The organism is Deltaproteobacteria bacterium (genome assembly GCA_017302835.1).
Classification (GTDB): domain Bacteria; phylum Bdellovibrionota; class Bdellovibrionia; order Bdellovibrionales; family Bdellovibrionaceae; genus UBA2316.
The window spans coordinates 39,106-65,141 of sequence record JAFLCC010000006.1 but is presented as its reverse complement, the minus strand read 5'-3'; the positions used below and the strand labels follow the sequence as shown (position 1 = coordinate 65,141).

The following is a 26,036-nucleotide window of genomic DNA, read 5'->3' as shown; positions in this document are numbered from 1 at the left end:
ACTAGGCCCCATAAAATTTGAGACAATACGTTGGAACTTTTTTTGTTTCGCTCTTTACAGGAATTCCCAAATTATTTAACCTTTTAATGGCTTCTTTTACTTTTACAAGCCCATGAGTTGAAATATTTGAAATGCCAAGTTCCTCAATCCAACGTCCACGAATCATTCTTGCAACGCTCTGGGGATCAAAATTGTTCATCATCATTTCTACAACTTCATAGTTGATAGGGTTATGAACGATAGCTTTAAGCCTCACGTTTTTATCTAGATATTGGAGCGGATTTGCATTTCTTCCTTCATGAGCGAATTTTGCCGTACCATGATAGGTTATAGGAATGATATTCACTTTGTAGCCTTCTGATATTAATTTTTTGATTAGCCCATAGGAAAATTTTTCTCTTGGAGGCCTGAGCTCTTCCAATCCAGCATTAATTGACCCCTCAGGATATAAAATTATTGTATTTGATTTAGAACGAGCGAGCTGTTCACTTATTTTAAGAATTGGCAAATTGGCCCCCCTTCCAACTCCGATAATCGAATCAACCTTATCGACTTTGTTCGCCAAGATTTTCGGCAAAAACTGATCAGGGGCCATTACAAGCAAGGCTTTTTCAAGCCCTAGTTTTGACATCACAAAAGCATCCAAAGTAGAATCACGATGAGTCGGCGTAATTATATTGACAATCTTGTCTTCTCCTAATGAAGTCACTTTCGGAATTTTTTCTTTATTTAATACTTCAATTTGAATTCCCAACTCATCACTTAGATTAGCTAATGTTTTATGTATGTTTTCAGAAACAGGTGAAGTTCCTGCTGGGGAAATAGGTTTTGCATAAACATTAAAAATAACCTTAGTAAACTGGGGAATCATTTTAAATAAGATTCTCACTATAGAACCAAAATATTTAGCTTTCATTTTAAGTTTTTTTAACAATCCAGATTCCATGTATTCTGAAGGACCTTTGCGATTTTCAACAATATCAAAATACTCCTTACTATGATCAAAAAATATTCTGGTAACTGATGTTCTCGTTGGCCCATCCTTTGGACCTCCATAATTTTTTCTAAAACCTAGATATTTTACATAGTCTTCTTTGATTTCTTTGAACTTAGCGTTCAATCGGGAAGCCGTTTTATCACTTCTTCCTTTGACCATTCTTAAATGATAATCTTCGACGGTTATGTATATTTCCCTTAAAAAATAATCCAATTCTGACTTTACTAAATTATCATATTCATTTTGATAAGTTTGTTGAATAGAATCTAATTCTTTAATTTTTTTCAACAAGATATTGGCTTTAGCTTTTTCAATGCTATCAGGCATACTTCCTAGCTTTCCTGAAAAAATGGCTAATTTAGTTTCGTCATTTAGTTTGGCCAAGTCTTCCATGAGAATTTTTTCAAGGTGAACATAGTTTAAATTTTGAGACTTCAATTTTTCATAAGATTTTTCCAAATCCATTTCAATGCTTGCTAATTCATTTAAATCGAGGACTGAACTCGAGCTTCCTTCCCTTTTAAAATAACTAAGTTCAGAATTTAAATCTTCTAGATGAGCATTGATACTACCTGGATAAAAAGTGACTCTTTTAGAAACTCTTTTTTCAATTTCATCAGTTCCCTTTGAAAAATAATTCACTAAGGATCTTTTAATCTTATAAATTGAGAGAGGAAATCGAGCCGTTTTATACATATTTTGGGAGTTTGCAACACGAGTATAAGAAACAAGCTCAGATCTTAATGAGGTATCAGATTGAATGCTCTGAAGATAGGCATCAAATACATCGAGAGGCATGGCAATCCTTTTTCCTAGTGACTTTTCTAGATCCTTAGGGCTTAAACCTCCTGCTATAAGAATTTGAGCTACAAAATTTGCACAATTACTTTTTTTATCAATCCAACTCACTTTACCGGCTAAATAATCTTGATTAATTTTTTGAGCTTCCTTGTGCATAGCCTGAACTTTTTCTTGAGGTAAACCAGAAACTCGCAATGAAATACTATCTCGTCCATAGGACAATCCAAAGGAAGAAGTATGCTCACCATTGATGTTTTCTCGATCAATTCCATATAAATAATTATCAAGAGAAGTGGTGTACATTAATTCTGATTCTGTTTCTGGTCGGGCTATATGATTTGCAGTATAAAGTTTATCTTCCACTCTAACTGCTAAATGCCCAAATGGGTTAGACCCTGGCCCATCAATATATTTTCCTCTAAATGATTGAGGATAACTTAACACTATTTCAACATCTGAAGGACTGATTTTATCTAATTTAGAAATCATCTCAACAGTTCCTTCAGCCTTAACTCCACCCTCAATGCCTAACACAAAAAGTCTATCCAAGTGATTGTTTTTTTTGGGTTTCAAAGCGAATTCAGATATTTGATCAATATTATAGGAATTTCTAAATGCAGTTTGCGCCAATCTCATTTCTTCTAAGAGTTCATTATTATCAGAAAGTTCTTTTAATTGAACTCCAATATCATCAATACTGTTATTTACTATCGCTAATTTTTCTTTTTCAAAATTCGAAGCATTTTCATTTTCATAACCAGCATTATGATTTAGTAGAATAGTTGGTTTACCCATGATGAAAGCTTCGCTAGCAGAAAATCCACCACTTTTAGTTATATAATAGTCAGATGATTTTATATACTTCATCAGTTCTGAATTCGGAATAAGTCCTAGTATTTTAAGATTAAGTTTGTCACCAAATTTTGATTTTAGTTCTAATAAATCCTTCAGATTTTTTTGACTACTTCCACAAACGGCAACAATCTGTATGGAGTCAGAAAACTGTTCGTAAATTGACTTGATTATTTTTGAAAATTCACCTTCTCCAGATTGATTAGTTGAGATAAGAATTGTTCTAAGATTGGTGTTTAAACCTTCCGAAACTAAAAATTTATTTTTATCAAAATCTAAAAATGCCTCTGAATTTAAAGGAATTCCAGAAGTAAATATTTTGCTATTGTCTGCCCCGGAGGATGTAAAAGATTGCCTTAAAAAATTTGATCCTACAAAAGTTCTATCCAGACTACTTGCAACTCTAGGAAGGTAACCTGTAAAATAATCTGTATGTAACCATGAAATTGAAGTTGTCTTTAATAAGCCCTCTGCTCTTAACGAGGAAAGTAGTTCTGCACCTCCGAAATGAGTTGCAACTATGGAAGTTGGCCCCTCTAGATTAATCCAATTTCTAAATGCTTGTTTGTCAAGAGAGGAAGGCATCAAGGCAAAATCATTTAATTGTCTACCTTCCTCCATCAATTTATCAAAAGCAAAACGACTACCAAGTAAATTAGACAAAAATTGATTTTTTGCCTTTTGTTTTGAAAACTCAAGTATGTCTTTCTTAATAGTGATGACAGTTGGATCTTTTTCTTTAATTGACACTTCTATCAAATTTGCAGCATTTAAATTTCCTGACCCAAAAGAACTATAAAGAATGACAATCTTTTTTGGTACTAACTTTGTTTCAGCCAGTAAAGCAATTGAGTTTGAAGTGATTAGCGCAAATAAAATGATTTTATCAACTAACACCAGTTGACTTAAGATACATAAAATAAATTTGGCCATTTTTTCAAACAGTCCAATAAAACTAAAATTATTCATAAAAACTTTCCAATCATTAAATGATACCGATGCAAAGTTGTTGGGCTAATTTTCCCATGAATTAATACCGCTGCAAAATTGTTGGGATTAATTTCCCATGAATTCCAACTGACGGATTCTTCGTATAGAATATAAAGTAAAGTTTTACGTTTTTCACCTGTAGAGATTTGAACATTTAAGCAATAAACGTCACTTGCTGAAAAGCTCTCGTGTTTTCAGCGATTTAATTTTTATTTTCCAAGGTTGTGGCATGAGGATCATGCTTGGCTATAACAAGAATGGCGTTGTAATCCCATTTGGATCCTTGACAAGACTATTGTGGAAAGAAGGTGGAAAAAGTCGATCTATTAAGATTTTATCAAGGTAAGTAAACCCAACAAGTACATAAAGCAAAAAAACAGAGAAAAAAAATATTTTCTTCGAAAAAATCAAAATTAAATCACTGAAAACACGAGAGCTTTTCAGCAAGTGACGTTTATTGCTTAAATGTTCAAATCTCTACAGGTGAAAAACGTAAAACTTTACTTTATATTCTATACGAAGAATCCGTCAGTTGGAATTCATGGGAAATTAATCCCAACAACTTTGCAACGGTATCCACACCAATGAGGTCATTATGAAATCATTTAAAAACCTACTGTTTATTCTATTCCTATTCTCGAATTCTTTGGCGTTTTCAGAACAAAAAAATATTGTCATCTTTTATTCGTCAATTGGTATGGGACACATTAGTGCAGCAAAAGCCATTGAAAAAAATATAAAGGCTGAAGATCCAAATGCCATTGTCGAGTTAAAAAATATTAGAGACTTTATGCCCAATTGGAGAAATATATTAGACGAAAAATTGTTCTGGTTTGTGGTTAAAAAGATGCCAGACCGATTCAATAAAATGTTTTTAGATCGGATGGATAGAACAAATAAGGATCACAAGTTTCTTGAACACATAAAAAACGGATATTCTGAAAAGGATGTGCTTTCATACTTACAGTCAAAAAAACCGACCCATATTATTGCTACTCATTACGGGTCAGCTGAAACCTTAATTAAACTCAGACAACAAGGACAGTTACAAGAAACTCCCATTGGTTGGCTTCATACTGATTATTTTGAAGGTTACTTCCCTCGAATTTCGAGAGAAATAGAACATACCTTTCTTGGACTCGAGGCTCTAACAGAGCGATGGGCGGATAGAGGTGTCGACAATTCAAAAGTGACCACAACAGGCCTACCCATAAATCCAATGGCCTTTGAGCCTGTTGATCGAATTGAATTCCTAAGGTCTCAGAACTTGAATCCTGAAATCAAAACAATTGTTCTTGCTAGCGGTGGTGAAGGTGTTGGTGACTTCCCAACTATTGTCAAAAGCATTTCTGAGAAAATTAAAGAGCCTATTCAAATGGTCGTTTATTGTTCAAAAAACAAACAACACTTTGTTGATTTAACGGCTCTTAAACCATCTCTCCCTAAAAACATGGATCTTCGAATTGTTGATGGATTCGTAGAGAATGATGTCATGATGAATATGATTAAATCATCTGATGTGTACATTACCAAGAGCGGCGGTTTGTCTCCAACTGAAGGTTTTGCAATTAATAAACCTATTGTCTTATTAGATGTCTACGGAGGACATGAAAGAAAAAACGCAGAGTTATTTGAAAAGATCGGCTTAGCCATCGTTAGGAAAGAGCAAAGTGAAATTGGTACCGATGTTCATGCGCTTCTTTATGATCCGAATTTACAACAATCCTTATTGGATAAACAGAAAGAATTTAGGGCGGCTTTTAATTTAAAGGCAATTACGAGCTTTGCTCTTGGCACTCCTGTGATGTCTAATTATTTTCCAAAAGATTTTGGTATCGAAGGTGGTACTAATGTCAAAGGGTCTGCAGACACTCTGGCTCGGCTGTCAAAAGATTCTCCAGCCGATGTTGAGCTTTTCTTAAGCTATGGGAAATCAAAAGACGGCAAAAGGTTTTCTGATAATAGTAACCCTTTCGGACAGCTAGCACTCAGAATAGGTGAAAAGGTGTTTATTCTTAATAAAAACGCAAAGAAAGGAATAGACAAGGAGATCGTTCATTCAATATCTCTTAATGATTATCTTTATGGAGTCGATGCAAAGAAAAGGGGTTTAATTCATACTGATGGTATCGGTTCTTCCTATGCTGTAGACAATCTCTCAATCAGAATCAATGGAATTACCCCGGAACAACAACAATCGATGCTGAGCTATTTTTCAAATGTAAATCAGAAATTTGAAAAGGGTGAAGTTGAGTACAGTACTTTAAAGTTTAACTCTGCAACTTTGATAAAAGAAGCTCTTGAAAAAGCTGGCTATAATGACATTTCTAGTTTTCCAGTAGCTATTCCATTAGATGTTTTTACTGAGTACAAGGATTATTTCGAAGAAAGTAAGCAACATACTTCTGAAGTTATATTATATTCTCGTGCCCGAAGTTCTAAAAGTGAAATGAAATCCGCAGGTTTTCCTATTTCCCCTTTAAAACTTAGAGGTTTGATCTCGTCTATTTTTGATTCGGATTATACATCCAAATTAGAACAAGAAGTGGGAAAGAGAATCGATGTTGGAACTTCTGATCCTAAAGCTTATCTTGATATTCTCAATGAGGTTTCAAAAGCAAGAGATGCTGAGAATATGAAAAGAGATCAAGCGTTTTTGAATCAAACAACTGACTATTTTGGCAAGCTGGAGCAAAAATTAGATTCTCTTAAAGAAGAAACTGATAAGTTAGGATATCAACTAAATGAGTTTGAAGATAAATTGCAAATAGTTTCTAAGGAATACACAGCTGACGAATTGTCTCATGTTATCAATAATAACATAACTAATGAAACCTTTCCCGATCTTGCACATCGAGAAAACGCTTTGGCCTTATATAAAGGATTTAAAACCTGGGAAAATTTACAAACTGAGTACCAAGCCTCAATTGATAATTTTACCAGACAGGAAATGACTTACCTTGTTATCGCAACCCAATCAACAATTCGAGTCCTACTCAACGATTTTAAGCTAAGACTTCCAAAAAATAAGAGTGCATCCATTTATGAGACCTATGAAACACTGGAAGGACAATTTGAGAGTTTTTATAAATTATTCAGCAAGGATAGATCCTTCGATGAAAATATGCTAGCTAGTGACTTCTATAAAAACTATTTTAGAACTGCAAAGTATTTCATTTCTTCTTATCAAGAAGAAACTAGCACAGCGGCAAATAACCATATTTATCTTAAGAGGATATTTGCAAAATCTAAAAGATTTTTAGGCTTCTTGAATTCAATGATAAAGCTCTCCCCTGAGGCATTGAAGGTGCTTTTTAAAATAATTTTCCCTTCGGAAACCGACAAAAATTCAAAAAACTCATTACTTGCTTCTTCTGAGAGCCTTTTTCAAAAATTTGCTAAAGTGTTTAAGTTTAAAATCGATTTAAGAAATAAACACATATTAGATGTGGTAGCTGAAAGCGTCCAAAAAAATGCTAAGGTCATTAATATCTTCACACCTAATCAAAGCCACCCAATCCATGACGCCATGCTGTTAAGCTCTTTAAATTTGCCTAATCATTTATTAGTCCTTGGTGCTGAGCAAAGCTCGTTGAATAAATTTGTTTCTAGAAAAGTGTTAGAGAACGGAAACATAATTAATTTGGGACAAGAATCAAGCACCCCAATAGACAATGTTGTTAATGAACTCAAAAAAGGTTTCGTAAGAAATGTTGTCATTTATCCAGAAGGAAGCGCCTCTAAAGGATTCCGAGAGACGAGAACCATTAATCCGAAATTTTCAAATGAGCTGATAAAAAAGCTAATGGCTGAGGGATATCAAGTTAATATTGTTCCCGTGTCCTATACCAAATCACCTAAGTTGTTAAACAAAAGTTCAATTTCTGGATTTTTTAAAGATATAATTCAAACGGGACAAGGCGCTACCTTAACTGCACAAATTAATAGACCGATTCCATTTGAGATTATTGACGCTCTAAACAGAAGCGGAAGAATGGAATTGTTAGATCTTTATATAAGACAGTCTTGGCTAAAAGACCTAGGTAATAATTCAAAATCAATTAGCGGAGTGCTCAGGTCTGATGAATTAAAGAAACAGTTTGAACGGGAATTTAAAATCAATGTAAGGGATTTACAACCTCAATTAAAACTATCAACAACAACTTCTAATGCAAGAAGCTGCGGTACATTCTATAAGATGGCAAAATAGGAATACAGACCAAAGCCTATTGGAAACCACTCGAAGAATTTTTAAGATAGTCTAGTTTGTTTACTTTACCAAACTAGACTCAATTTTTAGATTTAAAACTCTATTTTTTTAGTGACAAGTTTTTTTTTTATGTGATCATTTTAAAATGAATCATCAAAGAAAGTACTTATCCATTGTTTTGTTCTTTTTTTTAGGATTGTATTCGTTAAACTCTCATACTCAATCTGAGGTTGGTTTTTCAGAAGAGAAAATTTTGATTCCGGAAGGGACCTCCTTGGCTGGATATTTACCCAGGAGAGTCTTTAGAAATTTTGATAGTCCCTATGCGTCTTATTTTAAATCATCTGTTGGATTTTCAAACTTACCAAGAACCAAAGTTATAGCCTTAAAAAATCATTCCCAAATTATCTTGATAGCCACTATAGATGTGATTGCCATTGACCCCGAAATGAGAAAACAGGCAGAAACTCTCATTCAAAGCAAATTTAAGGAAAAAATTAATTTATATTTAATCGCTACTCATACACATTCGGGTCCTGGAGGTTTTTCTAAATTTGAGCTATGGCAACACTTAGCTATAGATAAATTTAACAATCAAATATTTGATTTATTTTTAAATTCCATTATTGATAGCTCCACTCAAGCTATATCCAATCTTAAGAAAGCAAAAATGAGTTTTCAACAAATTGCTATTGATGATGTTACATATAATAGAAGAAGGAGCTTGTTTCTTAATCCTAAAGCAAATCTCATTACGTTTTTGGATAATGATAATAAAAAAATTGTATCTTTATTTAATTTTCCAATACATGGAACAGTTTTAGGTCCTAAAAATTTATACTTAAGTGGTGATTTACCTAATTTATTAGAAGTTAAACTCCAAAAATCATTTCAACACCCCTTTATGTTTATCTCCGGTGCGGCTGGGGATATCGGGCCTAAACTAGATAAATATAAATATTTTGAATTAGATTCCGCCGGCGATTTTGTCTTAATGGAAACTCTCGTCGAGAATATTGTTGGACAGGTAATTTCCAAGTGGAACCAAACAGATAGTTCAGAGCTAAAAACTATATCTCATCAAACTTTCAAAATAGATTTACCAAAGGCAAATGTGAATCTTTCACACTGTCTTGAATTTGTCTTACCGAAAAAATTTCAATGGATTTCAAAACTATTTTTTAATGTTTCCATGCCTCCAGACCTTAACAAACCCATGGAACTATCTATAATGAAATGGAACAACTTACATTTTTACTTAATTCCAGGAGAACCCATTACTGAAATTGGAAAATTAATTGAAAGCAAGAGCCTCGAAAATAATTTAAGCAACCCAATTCTCTTCACCTTGGCAAACTCATATTATGGTTATATTCTAACCCAAAAAGAATTTCAAAGGGGTGGATATGAATCTTGCAATTCGTTTTATGGCTCAAGTTATGGAGAAAATTTTCTATCTGGTGTTTATAGTTCCATTCAAAAATTCAGATCAATTCAGTAGGTTGTATTATTATAATTTAAAATTTTTTCAATTGATTCTATTTATCGGTTTAATTATGAGTTTTAGCTCAAAAAGTGCGGCTACAGAAACTTTCTGGTGGGGAGTCTCGACTTCTCCGTATCAAACAGAAGATGTGGCTCTTGAAAGCGACAATGAATTTTATTTTAAAACAGATTGGGATGTTTTTTATGATTTAGGAAAACTAAAGTACCCTAAAAAAAATGGGGTGTTTAGCTATACAGAATACCAACGAGATATTGAAAAAATCAAAGAGCTAGGAGTGAGTCATTATCGATTTGGAATTGAATGGGCTCGAATCGAGCCTTCACCTGGAGTTTACAATAAAAAAGCTCTCGAACATTACAAAAAAATAGTGACTGAACTAAAAAAAAACCACATCACTCCCATTATTTGTTTGTGGCATTGGACCTTCCCCAGCTGGGGCTACCCCATCGATAATTCAAATAGCTTTGGCTGGATGAATCCTAAAATTAAAGAAAGATGGCCCAAGTTTGTAAGATTAATTGTAAATGCGTTTATGGATGATGTCGAATACATAGCTCCACAAAATGAGCCCAATGCTCAAGGTCTAGCAGGTTTTTTTCTGGGAATTTTTCCTCCAGGAGAAAAGCACTCTCTTTCTCTTTATCGAACCTACATAGACGAAGCTGCCAACGCATTTATTGTTTCCTCGAAAATAATTAAGGAGCTTGCTCCAAAGATAAAAGTAATTTCTATTCAAAATATGATTCATTGGAAAAAAACTTGGTGGGATATTTTTGGTTATTTCTATAAATTAGGAAATGAATTTAATTTTAAACACTTGGATCTTATCCAAGATCATATAGATATTTTGGGATTTAATTATTATTACAGTTTAAATGCCTCACCGTTTAACAATCCAAGAGTTATCGACCCCAACGGACTTGAAAATATCATTCGTTCCCTTGCCTCGAAATACCATAAACCGTTGTTACTTACTGAAAATGGATGGCCTGATGGAATTGGAAAAATTAAAAACGACTATTTTGCTTCTCACATTAAAATAGTCAATAAAATGAGAACAGAAGTAAATCTCATTGGATATTTTTATTGGAGTTTGGTTGATAATTTTGAATGGTCTTCTGGATATCAAGAAAAATATGGTTTATATAGCTATTCAGAAAAAGATAAATCCCTGAAACCTTACGAAGTTGCCACTTCCTTTAAAAAAGCAATTTTCGAGGATAGAAATAAATAAAGCCTAGCTAAGGGCCCGACAAGCAACAAGCTCTCACTCTTTTCTAGTCGTACAACCAGTTATTTTATTTAGACTTTCCGTCGATAGGGCCTTTGATACAATTGAAGGGGTCGGTATGAAATTTTTATTTTTTCTTTCTTTAATATCTGTTTTTTTAGTTTCTTGCTCTGGGTCCTATCGTTTTCAATCAAAAAATAATGAACCTAATGAAACTCCAAATACAAATGCCAATCCAGATTCCAAATCTCCAGATGGCAGCAATAATCCTCTTAAGGACCCCAATCCAAATCCACCTTCTGATGATAATCATAAATTAACTTATTCCAATGGTGCCTGTTCTCCTGAAGGAGTTTCTCCTCTTTCTTGTCTCAACTGTAAAATAAAAACCAAAGAGCCAGTTCCAAATTTATCTAAAAAGGCACTCCGTTTATTAAATATCATGTCACAAGCCTGCCAAATTAAAAACACGTCCGACCCCCTAAACAAAATCGGAGCCCCCAAGGAAACTATAATCAAACTTTTAAGCCAAGGAACTCCCGAAAGATATCCCGACACCTCCGAAACAACTACACAGACTCAACTTTTGACGAGTTTAGAAGATAATAATTCTGAAATATACCAAAAACTATTTGGTGGATTGTGGTACCAGCCTCCTTATTCCAATGATTTTGAAACCTATTTTGGTATCTCCACCTTTGAGGCTAAATCGCTATTTTGCTTTCAAACCACAACGGGAAGCTTTAATTTAAATGCCTACCTTCCTTTGCAGTCTGAGGGATATATCAACTGCTTGTACAATTCATCGACCTCAAATTGCAAAGAAACTTCAACTTATATTAACGCAAATTCATTTCGTGGAGAACTGCAAGAAACCGTTCTGAGTTCCCTTAAAAACCCCTATGTTCCAGGTCAGGCCATTCCTTTAAATAGTTGTTTTTGGGAAAAAATCGAAGGCGAGTATACTAAAGATTTTGAATTGATCTTACTAAACTGGATTCATAAGAACTATAAAATCTCTATTTACTACGATAATGCAAATCCTAGATGTGAAAACTTTAACGGCGTCACCCCAGACCTTAAGGGCAAAATTAAGGCTGCAGCCTATACCTGTGACGACTTTTAGTCTAGGACTTATTTCTGCGATAGATTTCAACTACCTTCTGTAATTTAAAAACTATAATATCTCCTTATTGGGAGTTCTTATTCATGAAAAGTATTGGAATTGATATTGGCAGCTATTCAATCAAAGTTGTTGAAATCAATTCAACAGCCAAAGGATTTCAGCTTGTCCAATTTTACACCCATCCGTTTTCACTAAAGCCAAACAGTGATATTCATTTTGAAATTATTGAGTTTTTAAGGGGCCTCACCTTAAAGTATGACCCTCTAAATACAAAATATATTTTAGGCTTACGCCAAGACAAGGTAGCCATCCGAACGAAAGTTTTTCCTTTTTCAGATCGAAATAAAATTGCAAAAACCTTGCCCTTAGATTTGGAAGAAGAAATCCCATTTAATATTGATAATGCGATTTTTGATTTTAAGATCAATAAAATAGTTCCTCCCTCTGCAGAAATCCTAGCCTTTATCGTTAAAAAAGAGGCCGTTGAAAAATGCATCCAACTTTTAAAAGAATGTGGTATCAATATAGATATTCTTTCCTGCGAAGGGAGTGCCTACTCTAACTTACTTGAAAAATGGGACCAGCCAATTATTCCGCTATCGTCTAAAATTTCTGGTCCTGGATCGCCGATTCCGGAACCATTTAACGATGAACAAACGAAATACACAAATAAAAAATTGGACCTTGTTTTAAACATTGGACACTCTCAAACCCTATTGACCTTTTATCACGAAAATAAATTAGTCGCAGTTCGTACCATTCTCTGGGGTGGAAAGCTCGTCGGCGAGGAAATTGCCAAAAAATTTAATCTTCCCCTATCGGAAGCCCACAAAGAACTTGAGTTAAAGGGTTTTATCTTAACTAAAAAAGAAGTCATCTCTGCCGAAGCTAAAACTTTTTCAGAGATCATATCAAAAGCGGTAAAAAATCTGATTCAAGATGTACAGATTTCTATTTTAGATACCAAGTCTGAGCTTAATGCGGAGGTCTCCAGAATTGAAATCACCGGGGGAATGAGTCTCATTAAAGGCATTGGTCCCTATATCACTCAATTGTTAGAAATGCCTTGTAACAAACTAAGAACGCTTGATCATTTTTCCCAAGTCTATTTTGAAAAAAATGACCAAAATGAAGCTTGTCTTGGAATAGCCATTGGACTTGCGATCGAAGGTCTAAAGAAACCAAGAAATCCACCAATTAATTTCCTTAAGAAAGAATTTGCCAAAGAAGATCATCGGGTAAAAATTTTCTGGTCCTCTTGGGGGCCCACCATTAAACTCAGCATTGCCCTTATCGTCGTCTTTTATGTTTGGTCATTTTTAAGAATTGATTTTTCTGAAGCCCTCGCCGTTCAGGCACAAAAAAATTTAAAGACAATAGCAAAAAAAACCATGGGCGTCTCAGCAAAAAATGCGACAAAAAAAAATATTGAAAAATACCTGAATGACAATAAAAAAACTATTTCAGATTTAAAATCTTCTGAAACTTTTTACCAGATGAACTCTGCTTTGGAAGTCTTAAAAAAAATTTCTGATAATTTACCAACTAAAACTCAAATAAAATTAGATGTTAAAAAATTTGAAGTCAACGATCAAGCGGTGACACTTGAAGGATATGTGAATTCTCCAGTAGAACAGTCGCTGATAAAGGAATATCTAAAAGTCCTTTCTACTGATGAAAAGATCCAATCTTTAAATTCAACTCTGCCTCCAATACAAAACAGAGTGACCTTTAATTTTATTTTTAATATTGACAGAGGTATAACAAAGGAAAGATAAATCCCATGGCATTTGAAGAAGTTGTTGAAAATTTAAAATCAGCTGGGAACAGTCTAAAGGAAAAAATTACAGAATCTTCCTTGTTTCAATCCATGCAAGAACGTTATCAAAATCTGAACCCTTTACAACAAAAGCTGAGCCTTACCGGCCTCTCTGTCTTTTTCCTCTTTGTTGTCCTCTATTTTCCTCTTGATCACTATTTGTTATCTAATGAGAATACTGAACAGTTTGAATCCAAAAGATTACTGACTAAAAACTTGATAAAATCACACCGAGAAGTAAATAACTTATCTGACTTTCCTGTTCCCCAAACATCAGAAAACATGAAATCTCTTATTCAAGGTTATTTAAAAGAAATGAATTTTTTACCTGAACAAATAAAATATTTAAATATCACTTCAGGCTCTTCTTCGCTTATTCCTCTGAATAAAATTCAGTACGGTTTAGAACTGAGCCTCAGCAAAGTCAATGTAAGACAAATAACAAATATTGGGTCTAAACTGCAATCGATACATCCTGCCTTAAAATTAAAAGATTTGCTCATCACCATGAATAAAGAAGATAGTCGATATCAAGATGGAACCTTTAAACTTATAGCTCTGAATATTCCTAAATATATTCAACCCTTGCCAGAACCAGAACCCATCAAAAAAAACAAGACCAACAATCAAACCAACAAAGAGGAAGCTGAATAATGCAACTATTTATTGGTTTAATTCGAAATCTTCTCAGAGCTTTTTTTCGAAATATTGGAAAGATATTTTTTGTTCTTTTTTTGTCCATTTTATTTATTTTTTTTCTTTTTCCACTTAATGAGCTCAGTGATTTAGCCTCTCAAAATATTTCGAAATTAACGCAAAATCAATTTCACGTTGAGTTTGAGACTCTAAAATTGAATCTCTTCTCTGATTTTGGAATTCAGCTTGGAAATATCTATTTTGAAACTCCCCACACCTCTCCTCAAACTATCACCGAACTTTTGGCCTTGCCTAGTTTTTCATCTATTTTGTACAAAAAACCCCAGGGAAGAATGAAGCTTAAAGGTTTATTAAAGGGAGACGTTGAAATTGAAATTACGAAGCACAAAGAAGACAACTCATCTGAGAAAAAAATAGAACGACATCTAATTTCCGTTGAGGCGGCAAGAATGGACCTCAAGGAATTAAAAAGATTTTTGTTTCTTCCCGTAAACTTCTCTGGCAGGTTAGATTTATCTTCCAAAATCATTGCTAATTTAGAAATTCAAGAACCTCCAGAAATTCAGGAATTACTTCTCAATATTAAAAATTTTGAGTTAGCGCAAACAACTATGGAGCAACCTGGCGGAATTCCCATTGATATACCTGGAATTAAACTTTCGGAAGTGATCATAAAGGGCCGATTTTCTGACAATAAGCTTCTTATAAGTGAAATGAAAATAGGTAAAGACAGTGACGAGGTCTTAGGAACTTTAAATGGAAATGTTAATTTTACCTCTATAGGCAGAAACAATGCATTCCCTATGGTAAATAAATATGACATCAATTTAGATCTAAAAATGAAAAAATCTTTTTATGATAAAATTTACCTCACTCTTTCTGTTTTTAATGCCGGGCCCTTTTTTAGACCTATTTCTGGTGGGTTTCAGTTTAAAACCAAAATATCTGGTGCTGGTCCCTACACTATTCCTAGATTTGATGCTTACAAATAATCCATCGCATTAGTCCGATTTCAGCTTAATTATTGTGCTCCTGTGGATAATAGTTTTTCTTCCTTAGGTTTTGAACTTGCAAGATTCAAAGACATTCACTAATCCTATTTAACCAAGTCACCTAAGTGACACTATTAAGGAGAAAAAATGGCAGGAATTAATAAAGTTATCATTGTTGGACGTTTAGGCAATAACCCTGAGCTAAAAACTTTATCCCCAGGTAATATGGTCACCACTTTTAGTGTGGCTACCAGTGAGTCATGGGTAAAGGATGGACAAAAACAAGAACGCACTGAATGGCACCGTGTGGTTGTTTGGGGCAAACAAGCAGAAAATTGCGCCAAATACTTAAGCAAAGGCCGTCAGGTTTACGTTGAAGGAAAACTTCAAACTCGACAATGGGAAGATCAACAAGGTCAAAAGAAATACTCCACAGAAGTCGTTGCTCAAAATGTTCAATTCCTTGGTAGCACTTCTGAAAATGCAACAACAACAAGCTCATCACAAAATGAAGGTTTTGAAGCTCAAGATTTTGGCCCAGAACCTAAATTTGATGCAAATGATGAAATTCCATTTTAATTTTAAATGAATCTTTTTATGACGCTAGTTCGCATTTATATTTAGCAATTATTTAGCAATTACTTAACAACTTTAAATTCTTCGATTAGTGTGATTGAGAATGAAGCACACTAATCGTTTTCTTTTAATCATGGGTTTATTTTCTCTGTGTGCGAGCTGCTCTGTTTACAAGTCAGAAGGCCGAAAAAAATTTGAAACAGAGACACCACAAAGAGTTCCCGTCATGGAAGAGTTAACCTGCTACTCGCAAAATCCAATAGAAGACCCTGTCATTTTTGACGAAACCTCTGTGAAAACGACCTCAGACACCCTCACTGTTAAAGCCATAGAACTCAAAGATTATCCTGATCACCTTGTTCTCGTTAGTGAAGATTCAGCCTCCTCTGACTATTGTCTTACACCAGCCCTATCAAAGTCAGAATATGTACACAATAAGGAGAAAATTCTTAATAATTTAATACCTGGCCTTGAGTAATTTTATGACTCGTCGATAATAGAGTATATGAAGTCATTTTTAAATTTAATTATATTTTTTTTACCTGTGGTTTCCCTTTCTCAGTCTGTTGTGAAAATTGGCAAGACAGAAGTTCTTTTAAATCTAGAAGGAAAAACCCTCGAAAATGATCAAGAGTTTTACATTGTTGATGGCCAGGGCAAGAAAAAAGCTCAGATCAAAATCTCAGCGGTCAATTCAAAACAGGCCAAGGCAAAAATAATCAAGGGCAAGGTTCAAGAGATTAAGGTGGGGATGAAGCTCTCTGAAAGAGCTTTGGCCAGTGTCGGCGAAACAACAATGACTGAATCAACAACAAAAATAAGCAAAACAAGAAACTCGTGGGGAGTTCTAGGATCCTACATGATGAACAGCATGAATGCGAAATTTTCATATTCTGGGACTAATCAATCGGCAGCTATGTCAGGGTCAGGTTTTGGAGTTCTTGGCTATTATGATTATAGCTTTAATAAAGACCTGCAGCTCAGAGCGGCTTCAGGTTTAGAACAGTTCTCTGCAAAAAAGAAAATGGATACTGCCGTGTGTGAAAAGGGCGCTACTACTGAGTGCAATGTGAGTATCTCCTACCTCTCTTTCTATGGAATTGGTAAGTACCTACTAACCAAAGGTAACAATAAAACCTGGGTGGGAGCTGGGATGGGCTATCTAATGGCGATGTCTAAATCATCAACGGTTTTAGATACAGGCCTCATCACCTCTAATCAGGTTTTAACTTTATCCTTTGGTGTGGATGTAGGCATGAGCGCAAATCAATTGATTCCCATTTCATTTGAGTACTCTTTGTTCCCATCGTCCTCCACCGTCAGCGCCAGCGTGATAAGTCTAAAGGTGGGCTTTGGCTTTGGTCTTTAAACGACCAAGTCTTTACATTTCAATGAGATAATATTACCATTTTGAAATGCCACTATTTGAATACAAAGGCCTCACCCAAACTGGAAAAAATAAATCAGGCGTGATTGATTCTGAAAACATAAAAATGGCCCGCTCTAAGCTTAAAAAAGAGGGTGTTTTTGTCACCGATATAAAGAATAAAATCAAAGCTTCTTCCAAAAAAAATGCCTCACCCTTATTTCAAAAAGGTGTGCCTATTAAGGATTTGGCCTTAATGACAAGGCAATTAGCGGTGCTCATTAAATCACAAATTCCCTTAGTCGATGCCCTCGCCGCTGTCAGCGAACAAGTGGAAAACCAGATCCTCGCCATGGCCCTAGCTGACGCAAAAAATATGGTTAACGAAGGAAGTTCTTTTTACAAATCCTTAGCCAAGTACCCACATATATTTGATAATATTTTTATTTCTTTGTGCGAGGCCGGAGAAATGTCTGGAAGTTTGGATGTCATCTTAATGAGACTCGCAGAATTTACGGAATCCTCAGCCAAACTCCGACAAAAAGTGACCAGCGCCATGACCTATCCCATTATCATGCTTGTTGTTGTTTTTATCATTATGATGGGACTTTTTACTTTTGTAATACCAAAAATGGTTACCATTTTTGAGTCAGCACCGGAACTTCAGCTTCCTTGGTACACTCAAGTCATCATCGATATTTCGACATTCATGTCTAACTATTGGTACCTTATTATTGGATTTTTAGTTGGGACTTTTTTACTTTTTATCAACTGGAAAAATTCACCTACAGGAAAACCACAATGGGACGCCCTCTCTCTAAGAATGCCTGTTTTTGGACCTATTATCCGAATCGTTGCTGTTAGTCGTTTCACTCGAACCTTGGCTACCTTGCTTACAGGTGGAGTTCCCATGCTCTTTGCCTTAGATATCGTTCGCAATGTTGTGAATAATTCAGTCATTGCCAGTGCCATTGATGAAGCTCGCAATAATATTTCCGAAGGAGAAAGCATCGCTGGTCCCTTAGGGAAATCAGGACAATTTCCACCCATCGTGATTCATATGGTTCGCATCGGTGAAAAAACGGGAGATCTTGAAAACATGCTCACTCAAGTTTCTGATGCTTATGACTTCACTGTCCAAAATAAAATTGAGGGCATGACGGCCCTTATCACTCCTGTTATCACCATCATTATGGGAGGAGTTGTCATGATTATTGTATTATCTATTGTTATCCCTATGTTTGAGATGACAAATCTCGGGCAATAAAGTTTAATAATTTTCACTCTGTAGAAAGAAATGAAAGAAATTTCAAAATGAGGAACTTAAATTGAAGAACTTAAAATGAGGAGTTTAAAATGAGAAATTTGAAATCAAAAAAAGGTTTTACTCTTGTTGAAATCATGATTGTCTTGGCCATTCTTGGCTCGATATTCGCGTTACTGGCAGGAAGATTTACTGGAGCCAGGGACAAAGCTAAGGTAAAGGAAGCCAATATCCAAATGGGGCAAATTGCTAATGCCTTATCTCAGTACAATCTGGATTGCACCAAGTACCCTGCCAACTTAGAAGGTTTGAAAAAAGCTGATGACTGCAAAAGCTGGGGCCCCCCTCCTTACTACCAAGGTAAATTATTAGATCCATGGAATAATCCCTATGTTTATGATAATTCTGGAGCTGAGTTTGTGTTAAAATCCTTAGGGAAAGACAAAAAAGAAGGTGGTTCTGGTTTTGATAAAGACATTATTTGGGGTGCTGAAGAAGAAGAGGCTCCTGCAAAGAACTAAGACTCATTCTAGTTCTTATTCTGATTCTACTTCTATTTCTGGTTTTACCCTCATTGAAATATTAATTGTTCTTGGTATCCTCGCTGCTGTCATTACTTTGGGGATTAACCGCATTCGTAAAAATGAAAATAATGTGAAATCCACCTTGCGTGAAATTTCTGTCTTATCTAGAGAAATCAGAAATCATGCTCGGCTCACCCAATCCACTATGCGCTTGATGATTGAAATCTCTGAGGATAAATCAAGATACTGGGTTGAAAAAGGAAATGCCATAGAACTACGAGATCCAAAGGAATCATTCCCAACAGAAGACGAAAAGGCCGTAGATTCGGATAACAAAAAGAAACCTCCCTTTTCGCTTTACAAGAAATTAACTAAAAAACAGAAAAGTTTAAATAAGGGCGTGAGCTTTAAATCCCTTGAGGTCTTAAATATGGAACCGGTGACCACGGGATTAAGTGCCATCTATTACTCTGCTGATGGATACGTAGAGGCCAGCGTCTTGCAAATAGGTAATGATAAAAATACTTGGTCCTTGGTCTTTAACCCGCTGACTGGGTTTGTGGATATTTCAGAAGAAGCCAAGAGCTTAAAAGACTTTATCAAACAGTAAAACTTAGGTGAGAATAGCATGAGTGTCTTTAGAAAATTCAGTGTTTTGACAAATGACCCAACAAAAAAAACCAATGGATTTACCTTACTTGAAGTTTTGATTGCTATGATGATTATGGCTGCAGGTATTTTACTTCTTTCTCAATCTTGGAGTTCTTCCTACAATAGACTACGTAAAACTCAAAGCAATGTAGAGATCGCCGCTTTGCTCGAAAGGAAAATAGCAGAAATAGATATGAAGTACCGGGGAAAGCCCATTGATTCCATCGCTGAAGAAGAAGGAGACGAATTTGAAGGTTTTCCAGAATACTCATGGAAAATGACTTCGAAAAAATTTGAAATGCCCGACTTAACATCCATCCTTATTGGTCGCGAAGGTGGAGCCGATCAAATGCTGATGGGATTAATGAAACAGTTTTCCGAGCATCTATCTAAGTCGATTAAAGAAGTCAAAATCAGTGTCATACGAAAAATTAAAAACAAAGAATATGAATACTCAGCAACGGTTATGTTTGTAGACTTTGACAAACAACTACCTTTACCTTCACTTCCAGGAGGAGGGCCATGAGTCACAAGAAACACGATTCAAAGACCTATGGTTTTACTCTGATTGAAGTATTGATTTCCGTAGCTATTCTTTCAACTTTAAGTTTGTTAACAGCCCAATCGATAAGGCAAGCCATATCGCAAAAAAAAATCATCCAAGAACAGGTCAATGAAACTTCTCGACTCAGAGATTCTATGAAAATTTTAGAAAAAGACATTCAATTGGCTTACCATTTTCGTGATTGGGAAAAAGAAATTCAAGCTCTGGTAAAAAAAAATAAAAATAAAACGAATTCTGCAAAGCAATCAGCCACCCAAGTCCCCCAATTTGATGCCAATGGGTACCCCATTCTTGATACGGACACACAGGAAATTCCCTTAGGCGAAGCTAAAAGGCAAGATCCCACCACTCAATTTATTGGTCGAGAAAATGAAATTCATTTTGTCACCATGAACACTGGAAGAATTCTCAAAAACACCGCTCAGGCCGATTTTGTAGAGGTTGGTTACACGTTAAAAGATTGCACGAGTATTGATGGAAAAAACCAATCGAAGTGCCTCTACCGACGAACTTCCCCCTGGGTGGACAAAGATGTGACCAAAGGGGGATCTGAAATTCTGCTGCTTGAAAATCTTACTGAATTTAATCTCAGATATATGGGAAAAGGAAAACAAGACTGGGTCAAAGACTGGAGATCTGATGAGGGGGGCGATGGGGCTACCAAGGGAAATTTTCCTTGGTCTGTTGAGATCTCTATTACTTCTCAGAAAAACGATGACAGTCAAAAAAATAAAGCTAAAAAATACTCCATGCAGCTCGTGGTTCCCATCCACTTTCCAAACAACAAGGAAGACTTTGATTCGAATGAAAAAAATTAAAAGAATTCTTACCTTTATTTTTTTAACCCCTTACCTGGAGGAGAGCAAAACGCCTCGATGGCCTAAAAATATTTTCGATGCACTCCCCTTTCTTAAAAAATCAGTTAAAAACACTAAAGGAATTGCCCTATTAACTGCCATCACAGCACTCACTTTAATGACTTATATCGCTATGGAGGTCACCTATGACACCCAGGTGGAATATATTGTAAATGCCCAACATTTAAATAGAATCAAGGCCTACTACGCTGCTAGAAGTGGAATTGATATTTCTCTGCTCCGTATTAAAATCTATCAATCCATTCAGCAAAAATTAGGAAAAAATCTTCCTGCAAACGGGATGATCGAACAGATTTGGCAGTTTCCCTTAATGTGGCCTTTAGTTCTCCCAGAAGGATTAAATGCTGTAGATAAAGATATGATGAAGGATAAAACAAAAGAATCCCTTTTGGATGCCAATTTCATTACAACAATTACGGATGAAGGATCCAAAATAGATCTTAGCAATTTAGTTTCCCCCTCTGAACCACTTAGAGAAATAACAAAAAAACAGCTGATAACACTTTTTGAAAATAAAGTTACAAATAATGAAGAGTTTGGTAAAAGCTATTCTGGATATAAATTTGATCATCTCATTAATAATATAGCCGATTGGATGAGCCTTAAAAATGAAAGCCTTAACGGAGGGGATAAAAAATCTCCCTATCGTGACCGTGGTACTGATAACTTTCCGCCGAATCGAAATTTTCGTACCCTTCAAGAACTGAGATTGGTCGCAGATATGAATGATGATTTTTTCCAAACCCTAGAGTCCCATGTAACTATTTACGGGAATAGAGGTATAAACCCCAATACAGCGACCAAAGAAGTGTTGATGTCCATTGACCCCACCATCACTAAGGAAGTCGTTGAGGCCGTTATCAAGCGCCGTCAAGACCCCCAAGAAGGGCCCTTTAAAGATGGAAATGATTTTTTTGCCTTTGTTGAACAAAAAGGCGCCCATTTAACTATTAATAAAGAAGAGTTTCCCATTGTAACCGACACTCTATCCAGCTTTAAAATTCAATCCATCGGCGAGTTTAACTCTTCAAAAAGAGAAATAGAAGTGATCACTTTGGATTTGAAAAAAGTCGCCGAACGCGTCGGTAAAATTCAAGCTAAAGAAGACGAGAAGAACAATCCTCAAGCCGCAAAGGATTCATCTAAAGCTGAAGAAAGAAAAGATGGAACTCCTTCTGCAACAGCTGGAACTACTAAAAAGAATGATTCTGATTCGGCGATAAGTAAGGGCTCTCCACGAATTGTGTATTGGAATGAGAAATAGTGAGCCTTCTGAGTTATCTTAAATAAAGATTCGCCTAGGACGACGACATTATCTGTCGTCCTTTATTAGTCACATTGACAAACAAAACAGGTTGGGATTGAGTTTTTTTAAAATTCTCATAATGATATAGATTTTAATTAATAATTTCAATAAGTTAGAATTGCCCCAGAATGATATATGGCAATGGAATTGCTCCTATACCCTTGTAAGAGGTAACTATGAAAACATATTCAAATAAATTTAAACTTTTTTTCTTATTAGGTCTGGCTCTACTTCTGACAGCCTGTGGGGCCTCCAAGTCAGTTAACAGTGATTCAAACAACTCAAGTCGTCTGGACACTGGCACTGTCAATACAAACCAAAATAATGTGAATAGGCCCCTAGCCAAATGCAATCAGGGATCAAATGATCAAGTGGGTGTTGCCACTTCTATCTATACATCAGGTGAAGTCATCGCAAATAATAGAATTAATTTAAAGGTTATTAAAATTCCCACTTATTTTTCACAAAGCCAAAATTATATTGAGTTTCATAAATGGATGATGAATTCAAGCGGGTCACAAATTTGGGGTTCATCACGAATGTATTTTCATATATTTAGTATCTCGACGGGCGCCCTCTTATCAGAAAACAAACAAGTACTTTATTGGGCCGATTTACAAAACGAAGCACAACAAGTAGGAGCCTCCACACCAGAACAGTTCTTCAAAAAGGTACGCTTGGTAATTGAACTTGAAGACTATGATGCTGAATACGATGTTTTATCTACCAAATATTTTAAACAATCAGACAATACACAATTAAGTGACTTGGCCACACTCATACCCGTTTTTGATGCTAATCCAGAACTCTATGCTGCTGAAAAAGATGGCTCCGCACGCCATCAAAAACTTAAAGACCTGCACCCCTTCAAGAGCTATATAAATCAAGGCTGGACCAATTCAACTTTTCAAACAAAAGCGAATGAATTTTGTAATATCATCTATAAAGCGGAATAAGACCCTAGTGAGATGACTCTTGAAAAACCTCTTCAGCATGTAGATTTTCACCCTGCCGGTACCTATCGACTAGATTTTCATCATTCGTGGGGAAGGAAAAAAGAAGGGTGTGAACTTCTGAGTTCTCCTCTTCCAAAGTAACCACGATATAGTAGGGAGCCCCCATTTCAGCATCTGGATTTTCCTTAATAAAGGTAACTAAAATGTGACCTTCGTGATCCACCTTTTTCCAAATCTCATCAGGATTTTCAATGGTTTCTTCTCTTAATTGTAAAAAGTTTTTGAATTCCTTAATGGGAATATCTTTTTCAGACCGGATCCTCATCATCGAATTGATAAGTCCAAAAGAGAACTCATCGTTTTCAGATAACGAGTCCCCTTCAAGACCCGCATAAAATTTGACTTCCATATCTTTGCTAAAAATAAGTTCTTCCTGGCGAAAAGCATCTGCTGTTTCTTTATGCTTTGTTGGAAAATGAGACAGCACAAAAGTGGGATTTCTTTCTTTACTAGATAAAAAAACAATGGCCACATAGTCAAAAACCAAACTGTCTTTAATAAAGTTTTTAATAAAAACATGCAGCGGAACCTTTTCAAAAAAACGGCTCCACAACCAAATCTCATCGGGTTCAGAAAGTGTACTTTCTAAATAAGACTCCATAGGAATTTGTTCATCATCTGTAAAATCTTCTCTTTTTCTAATTTCTTGATAAATGGCTTCAATACGCTCAATGGGCTCTTCAAAAAAAACAAAAACTTTTTCCTCAGAATCAAAAACTAATTTTTTTTCTTCATCGATGACATACAACTCTTGAATTTTTTTTTTGCTTCTATTTTTACTTTTCTTCATCTCTTTACGATCTCTGATTTAAACATCAGATTCAATATTTACTCCAATTCACTGCAAATGACTAGAATTGTCATTTGCAAAAATTATTCATTGAAATTACCTATAAAAAACTTCAGCATATAAACAGAGTAAAAGTTCAACTAGGTATCGCAAGGAGGCGAACTTGTCTCAAGAACAATGTTTACGAAATATGGAAGCCATTTTATCTCAAGCAGCAATAGGAATTCATTTACTTTTTGACCATAGAGTCATCGCTGATGCCTTAAAAAATGATAAAGACAATAAAGATTTTTACGAAGTTGAAAAAATGAAGAAGGTTCAAGACATTCTCACCGAGTTGATTGCACGAAAAAATTATTTCCAAAAAATTGCCTATATTCAAAGTCTTGATATTCCCACTCTCAACCTTGTTATCAAGGCCTATTTTCATCTCATTGAAAATAGTGTTTTAGAAAATCAGCTAAAACACTAAGAGTGTCATTTTCACAGGCCTTATCGAGTCTTATTCCTCTGCCAGTTCATCGTCATTGACAGTTCCTAAATTGTATTTTTCGATACGGTATCTCATAGAACGAAAAGTGATTTTTAAAAGCTTTGCGGCTCTTTTTTTAACTCCACCAGCTTGATGAATGGCTTTAATGATCAATTCCTTTTCAATTTGGCCTATAATTTTGTCTAGCTCTAAACCATCGTCAGTGACCTCTATTTCATTAGAAGAGGCCATTTTTCTTCCTGATGATGTCATGACTAAAGGAGGTAAGCTTTCTGGCAAAACTGTTGCCCCTGCTTCTAGAGCCACTGTTCTTTCTATCATGTTTTCTAACTCTCTGACATTCCCTGGATAATCATACTTTTTCATCATCTCCATGGCATCATCACTAATTGAGTTGATGTTTTTATGTAACTTGTCGTTAAATTTTTTCAAGAAATGAAAGGCCAAGGTGGGGATATCTTCTTTTCTTTCTCTGAGAGCTGGCGTTTTTATATGGATCACGTTTAAACGATAATATAAATCCTGTCTAAAAGTTCCTTTTTGAACCATGTCTTCCAGATTTCTATTTGTTGCAGCAATGATTCTGACGTCCACCTTGGTATCCTCTGTAGAACCAACTCGTCTGACAATTCGTTCTTGCAAGGCTCTTAACATTTTCACTTGAATGGATAAAGGTAACTCTCCAACTTCATCTAAAAACAAGGTCCCACCGTCAGCCACTTCAAACAATCCCTGTTTATCCGCAATGGCACCGGTAAAGGATCCCTTTTTATGACCAAACATTTCTGATTCCATTAGGTTTTCTGGAATCGCACCACAGTTGATCGTTACAAAGGGCTTGTCTTTTAAAGGACCATTATAATGTATTGCCTTGGCAATGACCTCCTTGCCCGTTCCAGATTCCCCCGTAATTAAAATATTAGTAGGAGCTTGAGAAACCCTCTTAATCAGATCAAAAACATGATGCATCGCTGGTGAATTTCCAATAATATTTTGAAAAGAAAACTCTTTATTTAACTCTTTTTTCAAGGATCTATTTTCAAATTCTAAATTCTTACTTTTTAAAGCATTTGCGATATTTATTCTTACTTCATCAATTTTAAACGGCTTTGTTAGATAATCATAAGCACCCATTTTCATAGCTTCCACAGCTGTTTCTGTGGTCCCAAAGGCCGTGATCATCATAAACAACACTTCTGGATAATTTTGCCGCATGTACTTTAATAGCTCGATCCCTGTCATATTTGGCATTTGCAAATCAGATATAATCAAATCAAATGATTTTTTTTGAACCAATTCTTTCGCTTTTTGACCATCCTCAGCCAGGGTGATTTCGTATCCCTCTTTTTTTAGCATGATTTCCAAAAACTCGCGAATTGACTCTTCATCATCAACAACTAATATTTTTGCTTTCATTTTGAAAAT

At 35.3% G+C, this 26,036-nt stretch carries 21 protein-coding genes; 18 read left to right on the top strand and 3 right to left on the bottom strand.

Annotated elements, in window-relative coordinates; translation table 11 throughout:
* Window position 1: 1 nt before the first annotated feature.
* Window positions 2-3,619 (bottom strand): hypothetical protein, encoded by a 3,618-nt coding sequence (locus J0M15_08275; protein ID MBN8537035.1) that lies wholly within the window; start codon window positions 3,617-3,619, stop codon window positions 2-4.
* A gap of 616 nt (window positions 3,620-4,235) precedes the next feature.
* On the opposite strand from J0M15_08275, the gene J0M15_08270 reads away from it, so the two are divergent.
* The 17 genes from J0M15_08270 to J0M15_08190 all read left to right on the top strand — a co-directional run bounded on the left by J0M15_08270 (window position 4,236) and on the right by J0M15_08190 (window position 23,268).
* A complete protein-coding gene (locus J0M15_08270; GenBank protein MBN8537034.1) occupies window positions 4,236-7,850 on the top strand; it encodes a hypothetical protein in 3,615 nt (1,204 codons plus the stop codon).
* 145 nt (window positions 7,851-7,995) lie between these two features.
* On the top strand, window positions 7,996-9,351 hold the full coding sequence (locus J0M15_08265) for a neutral/alkaline non-lysosomal ceramidase N-terminal domain-containing protein (GenBank protein ID MBN8537033.1): 1,356 nt from the start codon (window positions 7,996-7,998) through the stop codon (window positions 9,349-9,351).
* Window positions 9,257-10,591: a glycoside hydrolase family 1 protein gene (locus J0M15_08260; protein MBN8537032.1), complete on the top strand. Its 1,335-nt coding sequence runs from the start codon at window positions 9,257-9,259 to the stop codon at window positions 10,589-10,591. The genes J0M15_08265 and J0M15_08260 overlap by 95 nt, the downstream gene beginning before the upstream one ends.
* A gap of 115 nt (window positions 10,592-10,706) precedes the next feature.
* Entirely contained in the window at window positions 10,707-11,714 is a 1,008-nt protein-coding gene (locus J0M15_08255; GenBank protein ID MBN8537031.1) for a hypothetical protein, read from the top strand.
* A gap of 83 nt (window positions 11,715-11,797) precedes the next feature.
* Window positions 11,798-13,492, top strand: coding sequence for a pilus assembly protein PilM (pilM, locus tag J0M15_08250; protein MBN8537030.1), 1,695 nt, complete (start codon window positions 11,798-11,800; stop codon window positions 13,490-13,492).
* Window positions 13,493-13,497: 5 nt separating this feature from the next.
* The gene (locus J0M15_08245) at window positions 13,498-14,187 is read left to right on the top strand and encodes a hypothetical protein (protein MBN8537029.1); all 690 of its coding nucleotides are present in this window, start codon (window positions 13,498-13,500) and stop codon (window positions 14,185-14,187) included.
* Entirely contained in the window at window positions 14,187-15,182 is a 996-nt protein-coding gene (locus J0M15_08240) for a hypothetical protein (protein ID MBN8537028.1), read from the top strand. Before J0M15_08245 ends, J0M15_08240 begins: the two co-directional genes overlap by 1 nt.
* A gap of 147 nt (window positions 15,183-15,329) precedes the next feature.
* Complete coding sequence (locus J0M15_08235; GenBank protein ID MBN8537027.1) at window positions 15,330-15,761, top strand: single-stranded DNA-binding protein; 432 nt, start codon at window positions 15,330-15,332, stop codon at window positions 15,759-15,761.
* 100 nt (window positions 15,762-15,861) lie between these two features.
* A complete protein-coding gene (locus tag J0M15_08230; protein ID MBN8537026.1) occupies window positions 15,862-16,236 on the top strand; it encodes a hypothetical protein in 375 nt (124 codons plus the stop codon).
* A gap of 27 nt (window positions 16,237-16,263) precedes the next feature.
* Complete coding sequence (locus tag J0M15_08225; protein MBN8537025.1) at window positions 16,264-17,127, top strand: hypothetical protein; 864 nt, start codon at window positions 16,264-16,266, stop codon at window positions 17,125-17,127.
* A gap of 46 nt (window positions 17,128-17,173) precedes the next feature.
* Window positions 17,174-18,391: a type II secretion system inner membrane protein GspF gene (gene gspF, locus J0M15_08220; GenBank protein ID MBN8537024.1), complete on the top strand. Its 1,218-nt coding sequence runs from the start codon at window positions 17,174-17,176 to the stop codon at window positions 18,389-18,391.
* Window positions 18,392-18,480: 89 nt separating this feature from the next.
* A complete protein-coding gene (gene gspG, locus J0M15_08215; protein MBN8537023.1) occupies window positions 18,481-18,909 on the top strand; it encodes a type II secretion system major pseudopilin GspG in 429 nt (142 codons plus the stop codon).
* Complete coding sequence (locus tag J0M15_08210) at window positions 18,854-19,522, top strand: type II secretion system protein (GenBank protein MBN8537022.1); 669 nt, start codon at window positions 18,854-18,856, stop codon at window positions 19,520-19,522. The genes gspG and J0M15_08210 overlap by 56 nt, the downstream gene beginning before the upstream one ends.
* An 18-nt stretch (window positions 19,523-19,540) precedes the next feature.
* A complete protein-coding gene (locus tag J0M15_08205) occupies window positions 19,541-20,089 on the top strand; it encodes a type II secretion system protein (protein MBN8537021.1) in 549 nt (182 codons plus the stop codon).
* Window positions 20,086-20,946, top strand: coding sequence for a prepilin-type N-terminal cleavage/methylation domain-containing protein (locus J0M15_08200; GenBank protein MBN8537020.1), 861 nt, complete (start codon window positions 20,086-20,088; stop codon window positions 20,944-20,946). The genes J0M15_08205 and J0M15_08200 overlap by 4 nt, the downstream gene beginning before the upstream one ends.
* Before the next feature lie 157 nt (window positions 20,947-21,103).
* Window positions 21,104-22,270, top strand: a complete 1,167-nt coding sequence (locus J0M15_08195) for a general secretion pathway protein GspK (GenBank protein MBN8537019.1) — start codon at window positions 21,104-21,106, stop codon at window positions 22,268-22,270.
* A 218-nt stretch (window positions 22,271-22,488) separates the two neighbouring features.
* Window positions 22,489-23,268 carry a hypothetical protein gene (locus tag J0M15_08190; GenBank protein MBN8537018.1) on the top strand — a complete coding sequence of 260 codons (780 nt, stop codon included), beginning with the start codon at window positions 22,489-22,491 and terminating at the stop codon, window positions 23,266-23,268.
* Window positions 23,269-23,272: 4 nt separating this feature from the next.
* Here the strand turns inward: J0M15_08190 and J0M15_08185 are convergent, their stop codons facing one another.
* Window positions 23,273-24,118: a peptidase gene (locus tag J0M15_08185; protein MBN8537017.1), complete on the bottom strand. Its 846-nt coding sequence runs from the start codon at window positions 24,116-24,118 to the stop codon at window positions 23,273-23,275.
* Between the two features lie 190 nt (window positions 24,119-24,308).
* Between J0M15_08185 and J0M15_08180 the strand changes: the two genes are divergently transcribed.
* Window positions 24,309-24,590 carry a hypothetical protein gene (locus J0M15_08180; protein ID MBN8537016.1) on the top strand — a complete coding sequence of 94 codons (282 nt, stop codon included), beginning with the start codon at window positions 24,309-24,311 and terminating at the stop codon, window positions 24,588-24,590.
* A gap of 30 nt (window positions 24,591-24,620) precedes the next feature.
* On the opposite strand, the gene J0M15_08175 is transcribed toward J0M15_08180, so the two are convergent.
* The gene (locus J0M15_08175; protein MBN8537015.1) at window positions 24,621-26,027 is read right to left on the bottom strand and encodes a sigma-54-dependent Fis family transcriptional regulator; all 1,407 of its coding nucleotides are present in this window, start codon (window positions 26,025-26,027) and stop codon (window positions 24,621-24,623) included.
* Between the last annotated feature and the right edge of the window lie 9 nt (window positions 26,028-26,036).